The 14169-nt window shown below is 67.1% G+C and carries 12 protein-coding genes; all 12 read left to right on the plus strand.

What is annotated here, in order from left to right; translation table 11 throughout:
• The first annotated feature begins 13 nt into the window (after positions 1 to 13).
• Genes ACPRTJ_RS24555 through ACPRTJ_RS24610 form a run of 12 tightly spaced genes read left to right on the plus strand, consistent with a single transcriptional unit; the run spans position 14 to position 14133 of the window.
• Entirely contained in the window at positions 14 to 1036 is a 1023-nt protein-coding gene (locus ACPRTJ_RS24555; RefSeq protein ID WP_043860606.1) for a polysaccharide biosynthesis/export family protein, read from the plus strand.
• A gap of 20 nt (positions 1037 to 1056) precedes the next feature.
• Positions 1057 to 2649 (plus strand): GumC family protein, encoded by a 1593-nt coding sequence (locus ACPRTJ_RS24560; RefSeq protein WP_043860605.1) that lies wholly within the window; start codon positions 1057 to 1059, stop codon positions 2647 to 2649.
• Positions 2650 to 2657: 8 nt separating this feature from the next.
• Entirely contained in the window at positions 2658 to 3743 is a 1086-nt protein-coding gene (locus ACPRTJ_RS24565; RefSeq protein ID WP_196932195.1) for a glycosyltransferase family 4 protein, read from the plus strand.
• A complete protein-coding gene (locus tag ACPRTJ_RS24570; RefSeq protein WP_054914458.1) occupies positions 3740 to 5110 on the plus strand; it encodes an O-antigen ligase family protein in 1371 nt (456 codons plus the stop codon). Before ACPRTJ_RS24565 ends, ACPRTJ_RS24570 begins: the two co-directional genes overlap by 4 nt.
• Positions 5107 to 6072: a glycosyltransferase gene (locus tag ACPRTJ_RS24575; protein ID WP_043860602.1), complete on the plus strand. Its 966-nt coding sequence runs from the start codon at positions 5107 to 5109 to the stop codon at positions 6070 to 6072. Before ACPRTJ_RS24570 ends, ACPRTJ_RS24575 begins: the two co-directional genes overlap by 4 nt.
• Complete coding sequence (locus ACPRTJ_RS24580; RefSeq protein WP_350488991.1) at positions 6065 to 7201, plus strand: glycosyltransferase; 1137 nt, start codon at positions 6065 to 6067, stop codon at positions 7199 to 7201. Before ACPRTJ_RS24575 ends, ACPRTJ_RS24580 begins: the two co-directional genes overlap by 8 nt.
• Before the next feature lie 8 nt (positions 7202 to 7209).
• Positions 7210 to 8220, plus strand: coding sequence for a polysaccharide deacetylase family protein (locus ACPRTJ_RS24585; RefSeq protein WP_415377459.1), 1011 nt, complete (start codon positions 7210 to 7212; stop codon positions 8218 to 8220).
• Complete coding sequence (locus ACPRTJ_RS24590; RefSeq protein ID WP_054914457.1) at positions 8217 to 9521, plus strand: oligosaccharide flippase family protein; 1305 nt, start codon at positions 8217 to 8219, stop codon at positions 9519 to 9521. Before ACPRTJ_RS24585 ends, ACPRTJ_RS24590 begins: the two co-directional genes overlap by 4 nt.
• Entirely contained in the window at positions 9518 to 11446 is a 1929-nt protein-coding gene (locus tag ACPRTJ_RS24595) for a hypothetical protein (protein ID WP_426427450.1), read from the plus strand. Before ACPRTJ_RS24590 ends, ACPRTJ_RS24595 begins: the two co-directional genes overlap by 4 nt.
• A 45-nt stretch (positions 11447 to 11491) precedes the next feature.
• Positions 11492 to 12181, plus strand: a complete 690-nt coding sequence (locus tag ACPRTJ_RS24600) for a GNAT family N-acetyltransferase (protein WP_043860598.1) — start codon at positions 11492 to 11494, stop codon at positions 12179 to 12181.
• A gap of 4 nt (positions 12182 to 12185) precedes the next feature.
• The gene (locus tag ACPRTJ_RS24605) at positions 12186 to 13361 is read left to right on the plus strand and encodes a GNAT family N-acetyltransferase (RefSeq protein ID WP_353227218.1); all 1176 of its coding nucleotides are present in this window, start codon (positions 12186 to 12188) and stop codon (positions 13359 to 13361) included.
• The gene (locus ACPRTJ_RS24610) at positions 13333 to 14133 is read left to right on the plus strand and encodes a carbohydrate deacetylase (protein ID WP_213607417.1); all 801 of its coding nucleotides are present in this window, start codon (positions 13333 to 13335) and stop codon (positions 14131 to 14133) included. The genes ACPRTJ_RS24605 and ACPRTJ_RS24610 overlap by 29 nt, the downstream gene beginning before the upstream one ends.
• Positions 14134 to 14169: the final 36 nt, after the last annotated feature.

The following is a 14169-nucleotide window of genomic DNA, read 5'->3' on the forward strand; positions in this document are numbered from 1 at the left end:
TAAGGATGACGCTATGAATGTGAAACTGTTCGCCCTGCTGGCGCTGCTGCCTCTGGCAGCCTGCACCAGCCAGGAGCCACGCCAGATGCCGGTGCAGATCATGACTGCCAACGCGGCCAACGCCCAGGACACCGAGCTGCCACGCGGCGAGCAGGCGCTGCGCCCGGGGGACGTGCTCGATGTGATCTTCCATATCAGCACCAGCGGCTCGCAGGCCTATCGCATCCAGCCCGGTGACACCGTCGGCCTGGGCTTCCTTGCGGCCAGCTCGCTCAACGGCAACCAGCTGGTGCTGCCCGATGGCACCATCGAACTGCCGCGGGCCAACACCTCGGTGAACGTCGCCGGGATGACCCCGGACGAAGCGCGCCAGGCCATCCAGCAGGCCTACCGCAACAAGCGCCTGTTCCAGCCCAACCGCGACCAGATGACCGTGCAGGTAATCAGCCCGCTGACCAACGAACAGAACCTCAAGAGCGCACTCAACCACCCCGCCACCGGCATGAGCCGCGAGATCACCGTGGGCACCGACGGCCAGGCCAGCTTTCCGGAGGTGGGCGCGGTGCCGCTGCAGGGCATGACCGTCACCCAACTGCAGACCTTCCTCAACAAGCGCTACGCCGACCTGCCCGGGCGCATGACGGTGGACGTGATGCTCAAGTCCACTGCGGTCAACGAGATCTATGTGCTCGGTGAGGTGGCCCAGCCCGGCGCCTATCCGATCCGGCGCCCGGTATCGGTGCTCGAAGCCCTGACCCTGGCCCGCGGGCCCAGCCTCAAGGCCCGGCTCGACTCGGTGGTGATCATGCGGCGCAACGGCAACCAGGTGCAGGCCGTGCCCTACAACGTCGACAAGGCCCTGGACGCCAGCGCCGCGCAGGTGGCCTACCTGCAGCCCGACGACATGCTCTACGTGCCCAAGACCAAGCTGGCCAGCGCCGGCGAACTGGCCCGGCAACTGGCCGACGTGGTGCTGTTCCAGGGGGTGGGCTTCAGCTTCTCCTACCGCGTCGACAACAAAGACAGCGATAACTAAACCCAGGCAGGTGCACGCGCATGACTACCAAAGAAAACTACCTGCATGAATTCTTCAGGATCCTCTTCGCCAACCGTCAGTTGGTGAAGCGGGTATTCCTGGTGTTCGCAGTGATTGCCCTGTTGCTGCCGCTGGTGCTCAAGCAGAGCTTCGACATCACGGCCGAAGTGATCGTGCAGTCGAAAAAGCTCTCCCAGAGCGATACCAACACCGCCCTGGCCCAGGAGACCGACAAGTTCATTCCGCCTTCGCTGGCCGACATGGAGACCGAGAGCAACATCCTGCGTTCACCCACGCTGATCCGCCAGACCATCACCCAGCTGCGCGACGAGGGCCTGTATGACGTGCCCCCCGGCCTGCTGCAGCGCCTGGTGTTCGGGCCGATCCGCAGCCTGATCGTCAACCCGCTGCGCGAGTATGTGGTCAACCCGGTGCGCAGCCTGTTCGGGCTGGAGGTCGACCCGGTACGCGATACCCAGCTCGACACCCTGACCGACGACGCGATCAAGGACCTGAAGATCGAGACCCTGCCCGGCTCCAACGTGGTATCGATCACCTACAGCTTCCCCGACCCCAAGGTCGGTACGCTGTTCGTCAGCCGTCTGCTCGACAACTACCTGCGCAACCGCCAGAACCTGCAGTCCAACGAACTGCCGCAGGAGTTCTACGAGCAGAAGAAGATGCAGTACCAGGTGCGCATGGATGACCTGGAAAGCAAGCGCCTGGGCATGCTCGAAGGCATCGGCTCGTCCGACCCCAAGGAAGAGATCACCTTCCGCCTCAATGCCATCAACACCGAGGAACAGGCACTCAACCAGTACCGCGATCGCCTGCTGCAGAGCCAGCAGTGGCTGGAATACCTCAAGACCAGCCTGGCTGCGGCCAGCAACGCCAACATGCGCGACTTCGCCTTCCCCTTCACCTTCACCCAGACCGTCGACAACGTGGCCTTCGAGGACCGCGAGATCAAGCAACTGGGCGAGCAGCTGACCACCCAGGTACTGACCTACGTCAGCGACCTGGCAGTGTTCCAGCCCGGCAGCGAGCAGATGCTGCTGCAGCGCGAGCAGATCGCCAAGACCCGCCAGCAGTTTCTCAAGATCGTCGCCAACCGTATCCAGGAGCGCGAGAAGGACCTGGCCGTGGTGCAGAACGTGATCGCGCAGAAAACCCAGCGCATCGCCGACTACAAGAGCCGCGTGCACCAGTTGCAGGAAACCCAGAGCAAGGCGCGTCAGCTGGATACCGAGATCGATGCCCTGCACAAGGCGTTCTTCACCTACACCCAGCGCTACGAGGAAGCCCGTGGCGAGCGCCTGCTGTCGGGTGACGTGTCCAACGCACGGATTCTCAGTGCGCCCTATGAGCCCGCCGAGCCGGCCTTTCCCAAACCGATGCTGATCATTCCGTTCGGCATGCTCACCGGCCTGCTGCTGGGCATCGCCCTGGTGTACGTGCGCGAGTTCTTCGACCATCGCTTCAAGCACCCGGCGCAGATCACCCAGCAGCTGGGCTTGCCGGTACTGCTGGTGATCAACGACCAGACCCCGGAAACGCACAACCCGCACAAGGGCTGGTCGCTGCCACGGCTTGTGCACTGGGTGCGCAATTGAACGCAGCCATGAGCCCGCAGCGGCCGATCATCCACCTGCTGGGCAGTGGCGGCTTCTATGGCGCCGAACGGATGTTGCTGGACCACTGCCAGGCCACCCCGGGACAGCACGTGGTGCTGTTTCTGGGCGCGCCGCAGACGCTGGTGGCGCGGTTTGCCGCCGCCGGCGTGGACTGTCGCACCTGCAACGGGCTGGGCGAGGTGCTGCGGGCGCTGGACCAGTACCGCAGCCGGCAGCCGCTGATCAACAGCCACAACTTCAAGGGCATGCTGTTCGGCTGGGTGGGCGCCACCCTGTGGCGCCTGCCGATGGTCGCCACCCAGCACGGCTTCACCCCCAGCAGCCGCAAGCAGCGGCTGTACACCTGGCTGAGCCTGCAACTGTGCCGCACCGCCACCATCGGCAAGGTGGTGTGCGTGGCCGAGAGCATCCGCCGGATCCACCTGCGTGCCGGCGTGTCGCAGCGCAAGCTCGATGTCATCCCCAACGGCCTGCCGGATGCTGGCGCCCTGCCCGCCCATGCCCACGGCCACGAACGCTGGCTGGCCGGCTACGTGGGGCGACTGAGCAGCGAAAAGGGCCCTGACCTGTTCCTCGATACGCTGATCCCGCTGTGCCAGCGCCACCCGCACCTGGACGCGGTGATGCTCGGCGACGGCCCGGAACGCGAAGCCCTGCAGGCCCGCGTCGATGCCGCCGGGCTGCACGAGCGCATCCGCCTGCCAGGCTTTCAGGAAGACATGCGCCAATGGATGGCGCGCCTGGATGCGCTGGTGATCAGCTCGCGCACCGAAGGCACCCCGATGATCCTGCTTGAAGCCATGCAGGATGGCGTGCCGGTGGTGGCCTTTGGTGTCGGCGGCATCCCCGACGTGATCGAGCACGGGCGCAGCGGGCTGCTGGCACCGCCCCTGGCGGTGGACGAACTGGCCGCCCAGCTCGAAGCGCTGATGCTCGACCCGGCCCAGGCCGGCGAGCTGATCGCCCAGGCACGACGCACCCAACGTGAACGTTATCACCTGCCGACGCTGGCGCAACGCTGGGCCCAGGTCTATCGCGGCACGGCAGGTGCGGCCAAGGAGACCTGCGCATGATCATTCCCCTGTCCCTGATCGGCCTGCTGGCGATCGTCAGCGTGGTACTGCTGGCTAGCCCCTACCCGTTCCTGGCCCCCGGCGCGGTGATCGGCCTGGCCGGCGTGCTGGTGCTGTACCGCCGCCCGGCGTGGGGCCTGCTGGCCATCATCACCCTGGTGCCGCTTGAGGGCCTGTTCAAGGACAGCGAGCTGACCGCCTCGAAATTCATCGGCGCCGCGCTGGCCATGGTGCTGCTGCTGCAACTGGCCGTGGGGCAGCTGCCGGGCGAACGCCTGCGCAGCTCCATGTGGCGCCTGCTGCTGGCCTTTATGGCGCTGTACCTGCTGAGCTTTCTGGCCAGTGAAAGCAGCGAGATGTCCATGGGGCACTTTCGCGAACTGGCGGTGGGCCTGGTGCTGTTCGTGCTCACCCTGCTGATCGGGCGCGAACTCAACCTGCCGATGATGTACCGCCTGGTGACCCTGAGCGTGGGCGTCACCTGTGCCATGGCGATGTTCTCGGCCAAGTACCAGGACGAAGGCCGCGCCTCGGGCCTGCTCGAAGACCCCAACGTGTTCGCCATGCTCATCGCCATCGCGGTGCCCATGGCCCTGTGGCTGGTGTTCAGCAGCCCCAACCGCCTGCAGCGGCTGTTCTGGCTGGCCTGCGTGGTGCTGTTGCTGGCCGGCATGACCAAGACCAACTCACGCTCCGGGCTGGTGGTGCTGGCCATCAGCCTGGTGATCGGCCTAGTGCACTACCGCGAAAAACTCACGCACCTGCGCCCGCGCCACCTGGGCTTCGCCATGCTCGGCCTGGCCATCGTGCTGCCTGTGGCGGTCGCGGTGATGCCGGCCAGCTACATCGAGCGTATCCAGTCGCTGGCCTTGCTCAAGTCCGGGGTCAATGCCTACAAGGACGACTCCCTGGGCCGGCGTTCGTCCTACATCGTGGTGGGCAGCAAGATGATCCGCGAACATCCGCTGCTGGGCACCGGCCCCGGCACCTTCCCGCTGGAATACGCCACCACCGGCTACGCCAAGGCGTTCTCGGCCAACCGCAAGGTCGGCGACCTGTACCGCCGTGCCCACAACACCTACCTGGAAATCTTCAGCGAAGTCGGCGTACCGGCGGGCCTGGCATTCGTCGGCATGGTCATGCTGGCCCTGTACAACCTCTGGCATGCACGGCGCCTGTGGCTGCAAAAGGGTGATCAGGGGCAGGCCGACATGCTCACGCACCTGTCCACCAGCATGCTTGCCATCGGCCTGTTCCTGATGTTCCTCAGTGCGCCGAACCACAAGTACCTGTGGATTCTGCTGGCGCTTTCCAGCGTGCTGCGCCTCAAGGCCGAACAGGCGCGCCCCGTGCAGGTGGCCGGATGAAGATCAGTATCGTGATGCCGATGTTCAACGAGGCACGCCATATTGCCCGCACCCTCCACTCGGCGCGTCGGGCCGCCGACCTTGCCGGCCTGGACTGCGAGCTGATCGTGGTGGACAACGGCTCCTCCGACGATGGCCCGCAGATTGCCCGTAACCTCAGCGCCAAGGTGCTCGACCTGCCGGGGCTGACCATCGGCGCCTTGCGCAACCGGGGCGTGCAGGCCAGTTCCGGGGAATGGGTGGCGTTTCTGGATGCCGACATCGAGGTGCCGGAGCAGTGGCTGAGCCTGCTGCTGGACCTGCACGCCCAGGGCCGTGGCGATGTATTCGCGCTGGACTGCGACACCCCGCGCCAGGCGCCCTGGTTCGCCCGCGCCTGGCAGCGACGCACACTGCGCGCCGGCCGGCCGGCGCTGCACAGCATGCAATGGCTGCCCACCCCCAACCTGCTGATGCGCCGCGACTGGTTCGACCGGGTGGGCGGTTTCAACGAAACCCTGCGCACCGGCGAAGACAAGGACTTCACCTGGCGCCTGGGCCAGGCCGGTGCCCGCCTGTTGGCCCTGCGCGCACCGGTGGTGCTGCACTGGGGCTACGAGGGCAGCTGGAGCGAATGGCTGGGCAAGGAGCTGTGGCGCCAGGGCAGCAATCTGCAACTGCTGCGCAGCAATGGCGCGAGCCTGCGCCTGCTGCGCTTCCCGTTGCTGTCCCTCGGGGCCTGGGTGCTCGATGCGCTGGCATTGTCCGCGCTGCTCGACGGCTTTCCGCATCTGGCAATGCTGCTGCTGTTCTTCACCAGCCTGCCGGCGCTGGCGCTGAGCCTGCGCCAGAGCCTCAAACACCGCGACCCGGTGTTCACCCTGCAACTGTGGGGCCTGCACTGGGTTCGCCTGCACCTGGCTGGAGCGGCCTTCGTGCTCAGCCTGTTCAACTGGAACGCAAGGAGGCCCGCACGTGGCTGAGTTCATTTTCTGGCTTTGCCTGCTGTTGCCTTTCTATGCCTGGCTGGGCTACCCGCTGCTGCTCACACTGGTGGGGCCGTTGTTCCCGCGGCACACCCCGCCGCCGCTGCCGCCGCAACGGGTCAGCGTGGTGGTTGCGGCGCACAACGAGGCGCGCAACATCGAGAACAAGCTGCGCAACCTGCTGGAGCAGGACTGTCCGCTCGCCAGCCTGCAGATCGTGGTGGCCAGCGACGGCTCCAGTGACCAGACCGTGGACCTGGCGCGCACCTTCGACGACCCGCGTATCCTGGTGCTGGACCTGCCACGGATGGGCAAGAACCGCGTACTCAATGCCGCCGTCGAGCACTGCAGCGGCGACATCCTGGTGTTCACCGATGCCGACGTGCACTGGGTGGAGGGCACCTTCGCCGCACTGCTCGCGCCCTTTGCCGACCCCGAGGTGGGCGGCACCGTGGGCAACATGACCATCCCGGTGGCGGGCAAGGGCCTGAGCCTGGGCGAGAGCCTGTACCGCCACTACGAAGCCTGGCTGCGCCGGGTAGAAAGCCGCACCGGCTGCACGGTATCGGCCGACGGTGCGCTGCAGGCCCTGCGCCGCGAGCTGTACCAGCCGATCCCGGACCGGGTCAACGACGACTTCTTCATCAATACCTGCGCCCCGGTGGCACACAAGCGCGTGGTCTACGTCGACCAGGCCAGGGTGCTGGACTACGGCGTGGACGAGGCCGAGCGCCAGTTCAGCCGCCGCCAGCGCGTCACCGTCGGCGGGCTGATCAGCCTGGCGGCCCGGCGCGAACTGCTCAACCCGCTGCGCCACGGGCTCTACTCCATCGCCCTGATCAGCCACAAGCTGGTACGCCGCCTGGCCCCCGTGCTGCTGGTGCCCCTGCTGCTGGCCAACCTGTGGCTGCTTGACGGCCACGGTTTCTATCGCCTGACCCTGGCCGCCCAGCTGCTGGGTTATGCCATCGCCGTGGTCGGCCTGCTGGACAAGGGCCACCGCCTGCCCAAGCCGTTTCGCCTGGCCGCCTTCGTGCTGGTGACCCTGGCCGGCATGAGCGTGGGCCTGTGGCAGTTCCTGCGCGGGCACAGCTACAACCAATGGAACCCCGACCAGACCCGATGAGTGCCTTCATGCCGATCAAGACCAGTCTCAAGCGCGCCAGCGGTTGGTTGTACCTGCACTCCCCGAAGGGCCGCAGCCAGCTGCGCGGCGCCGGGGTCATCCTGATGCTGCACCGGGTGCTGGCCGACGACGCCAGCGCGGCCCTGCCCCATCGCAACGAACTGTGCGTGGGCCCGCAGGCCTTCGAGCGCCTGCTGCGCTGGCTGCGCCAGCACTTCGATTGCGTGCACCTGATGGACCTGCTCAAGGACCATCAGCAGCCCAGGGGCGACAGCCGCCCCAAGGTTGCCCTGACCTTCGACGACGGCTGGCGCGACAACGCGCTCAATGCGTTCCCGTTGCTGCAGCAGTACCAGGTACCGGCCAGCATCTTCCTGTCCACCGACTACATCGGCAGCCGCCAGCGCTTCTGGTGGGAGAGCCTGGGCGAAACCCTGTGGGGCAGCCATGGCGAAGGCCCGCGCCACACCCTGATCGAAGCGTTGCGCAAGATCGGCCGGCCGCTGCCGGCTGCCTACTTCATGAACCAGCGGCCCAGCGCCCGCAGCCAGGCGCTGGCCGGCTACCTGCAAAGCCTCAAAACCCTGAGCCCGGCCGCCCTGCACCAACTGACAGACGCCTGCCCGGCCGAATCCCTGCCCCAGGCCCTGGACTGGCAGCAGGTACGCGAACTGGAAGGCTCCGGGCTGATCAGCTTCGGCCCGCACGGGGCCAGTCACGCGCTGCTGCCGGGGCTGGACAACCAGCGCCTGGATGAAGAACTCAGCCGCAGCCACCACGCCCTGCAGCAAGGCTGCCAGCAGCCGCTGCCGGTGTACTGCTACCCCAACGGCGACCATGACGCCCGGGTACGCGCTCGCCTGGCCGCCCATCGCTACCCCTTCGCCCTGAGCACCCGCGCCGGGATCTGCCAGGGTCATGACGACCCACTGGCGTTGCCGCGCATCGGCGTCAGCCAACGCAACGCCAGCCGCCCCTCGCTGCTGGCCTGGCGCATCAGCCGCGGAGGCCGCTCATGAGTCGTGGCAACTACCTGCGCCACCTGCTGCTGAGCATGGGCACACGCCTGGCGATGATCGCCCTGCGCCTGGCGCGCAACGTGCTGCTGGCGCGCATCCTGGGGCCCAGCGAGCGCGGCCTGTTCGCCCTGCTCAGCACCCTGCCCGACCTGATCAGTGCCGCCACCAGCGGCGGGCTGAACACCGCGGTGGGCTATCAGGCGGCGCAGCAACGCTCGATGGGCCTGCTGCTGAGCCAGGTGCTGATCTACGGGTGCCTGCTGGCCGGGGTGCTGACCCTGATCTGCGTGGCGCTGATGCGCGAATTCGGCACTGAACTGGAAGTGACCCTGCAACTGGGCCTGCTGGCCTGGCTGTTGCTGTTGGCGGTTCCGCTGACGGTGCTCAAGAGCGGCCTGCTCACCCTGCACAACGCCACCGGCGGGGTGGGCGCATTCAACGCACTGCGCCTGACCGAATCGCTGGTGCCGCTGCTGCTGTTCGTGGGCATGTTCTGGATGTGGCAGCACGCCGCGCTGGAGGCCGCGCTGATCAGCTGGCTGCTGGGCCTGGGGCTGGTTGCGCTGCTGGGCCTGGTGTGGCTGGGCCGCCAGCACGACATCACGCTGTGCTGGAACCGCGGCGGGCAGCGCGAGCTGCTGGCCTACAGTGCGCGCAGCCACCCGGACGTGCTGTTCCAGCAGGTCATCCTGCGCTCGGACTACCTGTTCATCAGTGCCTTCCTGGGCAGCGCCGCCCTGGGGCACTACGCCATGGCCAGCGCCGCCGCCGAACTGCTGCTGATCATCCCCGAGGCCGTCACCACCCCGCTGATGAAGCGCCTGCTGCAGCAGGATGCCGGCATGGACAAGCTCACCCCGCTGGCCCTGCGCCTGACTGCCACCGTGATGCTGGGGGCCTGCCTGAGCATGGCCCTGGTGGGCGAATGGCTGATCGTCACCCTGTTCGGCGCGGCCTACCAGCCGGCCTACCCGGCCCTGCTGGCACTGCTTCCCGGCTTGTTCGGCCTGTGCTACGCAAGCATCCTGCGCCTGGACCTGCTGGGCAAGAATCGCCCCGGCGCGGTCTCGCTGATGATGGGGGTGGGCGCGGCGGCAAACCTGATTCTCAACGTGGTCCTGATTCCCCGTTTTGGCATCGCGGGTGCGGCCCTGGCCTCCTCCATCGCCTACCTTGGGGTGACGGTGGCCATGCTCGTGCTGTACTGCAGGCTGAGCGGCGTACCGTTGCTGCGGACCTTGTTTGTGTTGCCTAGCGATCTGTTGCCTTTGCGCCAGATGCTGCAACGGAGAACGGTATGAAACGTACATGGATGTTGTTACCCGGCCTGCTGCTGGCCGCCACTGCCCACGCCGCCACCCTGCGCTGGCCGGATATTCGCGACGGCAGCCTGTACCTGGCTCCGCAGCGCAGCGCCCCGCTGCAACTGAGCTGGGTGCCGGCCTGGCAGGCCGATGCCAACCAGGAACAGGTGTACCTGCTCGACGCCACCGGCAAGCTCGATGCGCAACGCATCATTGCCCCCCATGAAGGCCGCGGCCAGCTGAGCTGGCCACTCACCGCCGGCACCGGCACCTACCAGGTGGCCATCCCCGGCTACAGTTTCAGGCGCTACCGCCTCGAATACGACGACACCACCAGCGCCCAGTTCGCCCCCGCCAAGGTGCACTTCAGCCTCGAAACGGACCGCGCCACCACCCTGTACTTTCGCGTGAAAGCCGGTGAAACGGCGGTGCTTGCCGGCAAGTATCACGACGGTGTGCGCAACCTGACCCTGGAGCGCGTGGACGATGGCAAGCGCCTCAAGCTGGCGCTGCTCGAACACCGGGCCTATTGGCAGTTCGATCAGGTGAATCTGCCCGCAAGCGCCCAGGACCAGACATGGCGCCTGAACTTCGAAGGCACCGGCAAGGTGGCCTTCTGGCTGGACGGCAGCGCCAACCTGTTCGCCCTGCGCCCCCAGGACCTCGCCCCACTGGTGCACCGCGACGGCCAGGTAAGCCTGCGCAGCAGTGCCAAGGTACTGGGCCCCACGCCCAGGCTAGGCAACAACCTGCCCTACGTGATGCCGCCACCGTCCAGCCATGCGGTGATCGATGCGCTGCAACTGCAGGCCGCCGGCTACTACACCTTTGCCGACGTGCTGGCACGCAAGCCGCGCTACGAACTGCCGTTTCGCCAGCTGTACCAGGAGCGCTTCGGCATTCACCACGACATCACCCTGATGGCCGCCACCGGGCGCAAGTCCGACCTGATGCGCAGCCGCGCCAACGATGGCGCGCTGGACGACTGGCTGGCCACCAGCGTCGCCCTGGGCGGCAAGGGCCTGCATTACATCGCCTTTGCCGACGAACCCAACCTCAACTACGCCGACTACGCCACCTACCGCACCTTCTTCGCGGCCATGGCCCAGCGTGTGCGCGCCTACCCCGGCGCCCATGAAGCCGGCGTGCGCATCGCCATGCCGGCCAGCTCGCGGCTGGTCAACGGCCCGTTGCGCGGCGATGCGGCGCAGCGCGTCGGCCTGGACTGGGCACGGCGCCTGCTCAAGGAATTCGAACCGCAGATCGACGCCATGGCCTGGCACGAGTGGATGGTCCGCGACCTGCTCGCCACCCGCACCTACCGCGACTCGGTACGCCGCGCCGCCGAACTGGTGGGGCTGGACGCCAACGGTCGCCCGCGCAAGGCGCTGCTGCTCGACCAGACCAACCTGTCCAGTGGCTCGACCCTGAGCCTGTACGAGCAGAACACCCACTATGCCGGCGTATGGTGGGCCTCGGTGGTCATCAATGCCTCCCAGGACGGCCTGCTGGACATGCTCAACTGGTTCCACATCGCCGACGAGCCCGAGTGGCCCAAAGGCATGGTCAAGGTGCTGGGCAACAACCGCTTCGAACTCAAGCCGGTGGGCCTGGCCCAGCAGTTCATCGCCCAGCACTGGCTCGACCAGGTGCTGCACCTGGACAACGACGCCTTCGAGGTCGATGCACTGGCCATGGCACGCGGCGCACAGCGCAGCCTGCTGGGCGTCAACAAGGGCGAACGCCTGCAACACGTCAGCTTCGCCACCCCGGCCAGCCGATGCCCGCAGGCCGCTGCCACGCTCACCCTGTTCGGGCCGGACAACCAGCCACGCGACGCGGCACTGGATTGCCAGCACGGCCAGGTACGTTTCGAACTGCCCGGGCAGACCCTGTTTGCCCTGCGATGGAGCGCCTCATGAACACAGTGCCGAAGATCTCTTCCCCTGCCGGATACGGGAGCCACCATGAATATCGTCAGCAAGTTCAGCCAGCGCGTACACCAGAAAGGCCTGCGCGCCACCCTTCGCAGCGCGTACAAGCGCTACGTGTTCTTTCACTGGGAGCTGCTGTGGATGGAGCGCGACCTGGTCAGCCCGGTGCCGCCGCATACCCTCAAGCCCTATGCGCCGCTACGCGTGGAGCGCATCACGGTGCACAACGTGCAAGGCTTTGCCAAGCACTTCGGCGACCGTGTCGAAACCATGCGTGAACTGGCGGCCGAAGGGCATACCGGGCTGATGTTCCTGGACGAAGACAGCCACGTGGTGGCGTTCATCTGGGGCAGCCCGCGTCACTACCACGACCGTCATTACTATGGCTGCTGGTTCCCGGTCGAGCCGGGCGAGTTCTTCGAGTTCGGCGGTGAACTGGCGCGCCAGTACTGGGGTACGTCGCTGTCGGTCGACCTGCAACTGGCCCTGTGGCGCGCCATGGCCGAACAGGGCTGCGACAAGGTGGTCGACGTGTGCGAGACCCACAACATTCCGGCGCTCAAGCTGCACCTGCGCATGGGCTACGTCGAGCAGGGCCGTGTGATGCACGTGTACTGCCTGTTCGGTCGCTGGAAATTCTTCCGCGAAACGCGCTACAGCGGCTCGCGCCTGGATGCCTTGCGCAAACCGGCGCCGCGCAGCACTACTGCCACGGTGTCCTGAACCGATGACCCTGACCTTTACCTGGCACGCCTCGTTGCGTGCCGACGACTTCCCCGCCGACGCCTACGAGCAGTTGCGCGAGCGGCTGCCCGATGCCACCCCCTTCAACAGCCTGGCCTGGCTGCGCGCCGCCGAGGCTGCCTTGCCGGCCAGCCAGCACCTGCAGGTACTGCTGGGGCACGCACAAGGACGCCTGGTGCTGTGCCTGCCGTTGGTCCGCACCCTTGAGCGCCACGGGCCGCTGGACTTTGCCGTGGTGCACCACCTGGGCTACCCCATGAGCGACCGCATCGGCCTGCTCATCGACCTGCCGACCAGTGCCGCCGGCCAGGTACTGGCAGCCATTCGCACGCGCCTGCCCCATGCCCTGCTGCAACTCAACGAGGTAACGGGCGATTCGCCCTGGCTGCAGCAGTGGGCACGCCGCAGTTCCACCCACGAACAGCGCACCGCCTGCCGTGCGCCGGTGCACCAGATAAGCGAAGCCGACCGCCAGGAAGTCAGTGGCGACCCGCGCTACAAGTTGCGCCGCGCGCGCAAGCGCATCGCCGCCTGCGGTGCACAGGTGCGCCGAGTAACCCCCGATGCCGCCAACGCAGCTTCCTGGCTGGAAGCCGTCAGCGCGGTCGAGGCCGTGAGCTGGAAAGGCGACGACGGGGTCGGCATCTTCTCGGTGCCCGCGCAGCGCCAGTGGATGTTCCAGGCCTTCACCGCGCTGGCGGCCGATGGCCGTCTGCGCCTGGTGGTGCTGGAACTGGACGGGCGCTGCATCAGCTACCGCCTGGGCCTGCTCGAACGGGGCCGCCTGTACGACTACAACCTCGCCTTCGTGCCGCAGTATGCCGACCTTGGCAGCGGCCGGGTGCTGCTGCAGGAATGGATCGACTGGGGGCTGGACGAAGGCTGGACGTGGATCGACGCTTCAAGGGTGAGCCTGGAGAACTCCAGCCACCAGCTGCATGAGCGCATGACCGGCCAGGTCGAGCACCTGCGCCACAGTTTCTACAGCTGGCGCCCGTCGGGCCTGTGCCTGGGCATGGCGCTGCGCCTGTGGCAACGCATCAAGCCCTGGATCAAACGCCGCCAACAGCAGCCCGTGCCGGCACCTGCCACTTCCCCCACTGCCACACCGACAGCACAGGAGCGCCCGGATGCCGTCCCAAGTCATAGTCAACGCTGACGATTTTGGCCTCAACGAACACACCAACGCGGTGATCCTGCGCGCGTTCCAGTGCGGCCTGATCAGCTCTGCCACCGCCATGGCCAGCATGCCGGCATTCAAGGCCGCCTGCGCGCTGGCCCAGCAACCGGCCCTGCGCGGGCGCGTGGGCCTGCATTTCAACCTGACCTACGGGCGCCCGCTTAGCGAGCCGATCCGCGCGCTGGCGCAGTTCTGCAATGCCGAGGGCGAGTTCGACCTGGGCCTGTCGCGCAAGCGCCTGTGGCTGGGGCGCGCGGCCCGCCAGGCGGTGCACGAGGAACTGGCCGCGCAATGGCAGCGCTGCCTGGACCATGGGCTGACCCCCAGCCACCTGGACTCCCACCAGCACGTGCACAACCTGTGGCCCATCGGCGAAATCGTCGCCCGCTTCGCCGCCCGCGAAGGGGTGCCGATACGCCTGGCCCGCAATGTGGGGCACAACATCGGCCCGGCAAAACGCCTGTTCAAGACGTTGCTCAACCGGCGCCTGCGCCAGCTGGCCAGGCTGACCGCCGACCATGTGTGTACCCCGGTCGACCTGCGTGACGGCCTGGCCCCGCGCCATGGCGTGCTCGAAGTGGTGGCGCACCCCAGTGCCCTGGGCAGTCACGACTTCGGCGATGCCTACCTGGGCAGTGGCGAGTCCTTGCAGGCCTTGCTCGACCAGCGCCTGGCGGGCGTGCCCAGGGTCGGCTACGCGTCGCTGCGCGAGGCGCGCCAGAGCACCCTGGACACTGCCTCCAACAGATAACTACCACCGCTTCGCCCGGCTGATCGGTTGTGCTGT

The sequence above is a fragment of the Pseudomonas palmensis genome (assembly GCF_049942755.1).
In the GTDB taxonomy this organism is placed as follows: Bacteria; Pseudomonadota; Gammaproteobacteria; order Pseudomonadales; family Pseudomonadaceae; genus Aquipseudomonas; species Aquipseudomonas palmensis.

Excerpts from the sequence above, each read along its gene's own strand:
- ACPRTJ_RS24605 (WP_353227218.1), top strand. The coding sequence starts at position 12,186 with ATGACCCTGACCTTTACCTGGCACGCCTCGTTGCGTGCCGACGACTTC.
- ACPRTJ_RS24595 (WP_426427450.1), top strand. The coding sequence starts at position 9,518 with ATGAAACGTACATGGATGTTGTTACCCGGCCTGCTGCTGGCCGCCACT.
- ACPRTJ_RS24590 (WP_054914457.1), top strand. The coding sequence starts at position 8,217 with ATGAGTCGTGGCAACTACCTGCGCCACCTGCTGCTGAGCATGGGCACA.
- ACPRTJ_RS24570 (WP_054914458.1), top strand. The coding sequence starts at position 3,740 with ATGATCATTCCCCTGTCCCTGATCGGCCTGCTGGCGATCGTCAGCGTG.
- ACPRTJ_RS24585 (WP_415377459.1), top strand. The coding sequence starts at position 7,210 with ATGCCGATCAAGACCAGTCTCAAGCGCGCCAGCGGTTGGTTGTACCTG.
- ACPRTJ_RS24565 (WP_196932195.1), top strand. The coding sequence starts at position 2,658 with ATGAGCCCGCAGCGGCCGATCATCCACCTGCTGGGCAGTGGCGGCTTC.
- ACPRTJ_RS24575 (WP_043860602.1), top strand. The coding sequence starts at position 5,107 with ATGAAGATCAGTATCGTGATGCCGATGTTCAACGAGGCACGCCATATT.
- ACPRTJ_RS24560 (WP_043860605.1), top strand. The coding sequence starts at position 1,057 with ATGACTACCAAAGAAAACTACCTGCATGAATTCTTCAGGATCCTCTTC.
- ACPRTJ_RS24600 (WP_043860598.1), top strand. The coding sequence starts at position 11,492 with ATGAATATCGTCAGCAAGTTCAGCCAGCGCGTACACCAGAAAGGCCTG.
- ACPRTJ_RS24555 (WP_043860606.1), top strand. The coding sequence starts at position 14 with ATGAATGTGAAACTGTTCGCCCTGCTGGCGCTGCTGCCTCTGGCAGCC.
- ACPRTJ_RS24610 (WP_213607417.1), top strand. The coding sequence starts at position 13,333 with ATGCCGTCCCAAGTCATAGTCAACGCTGACGATTTTGGCCTCAACGAA.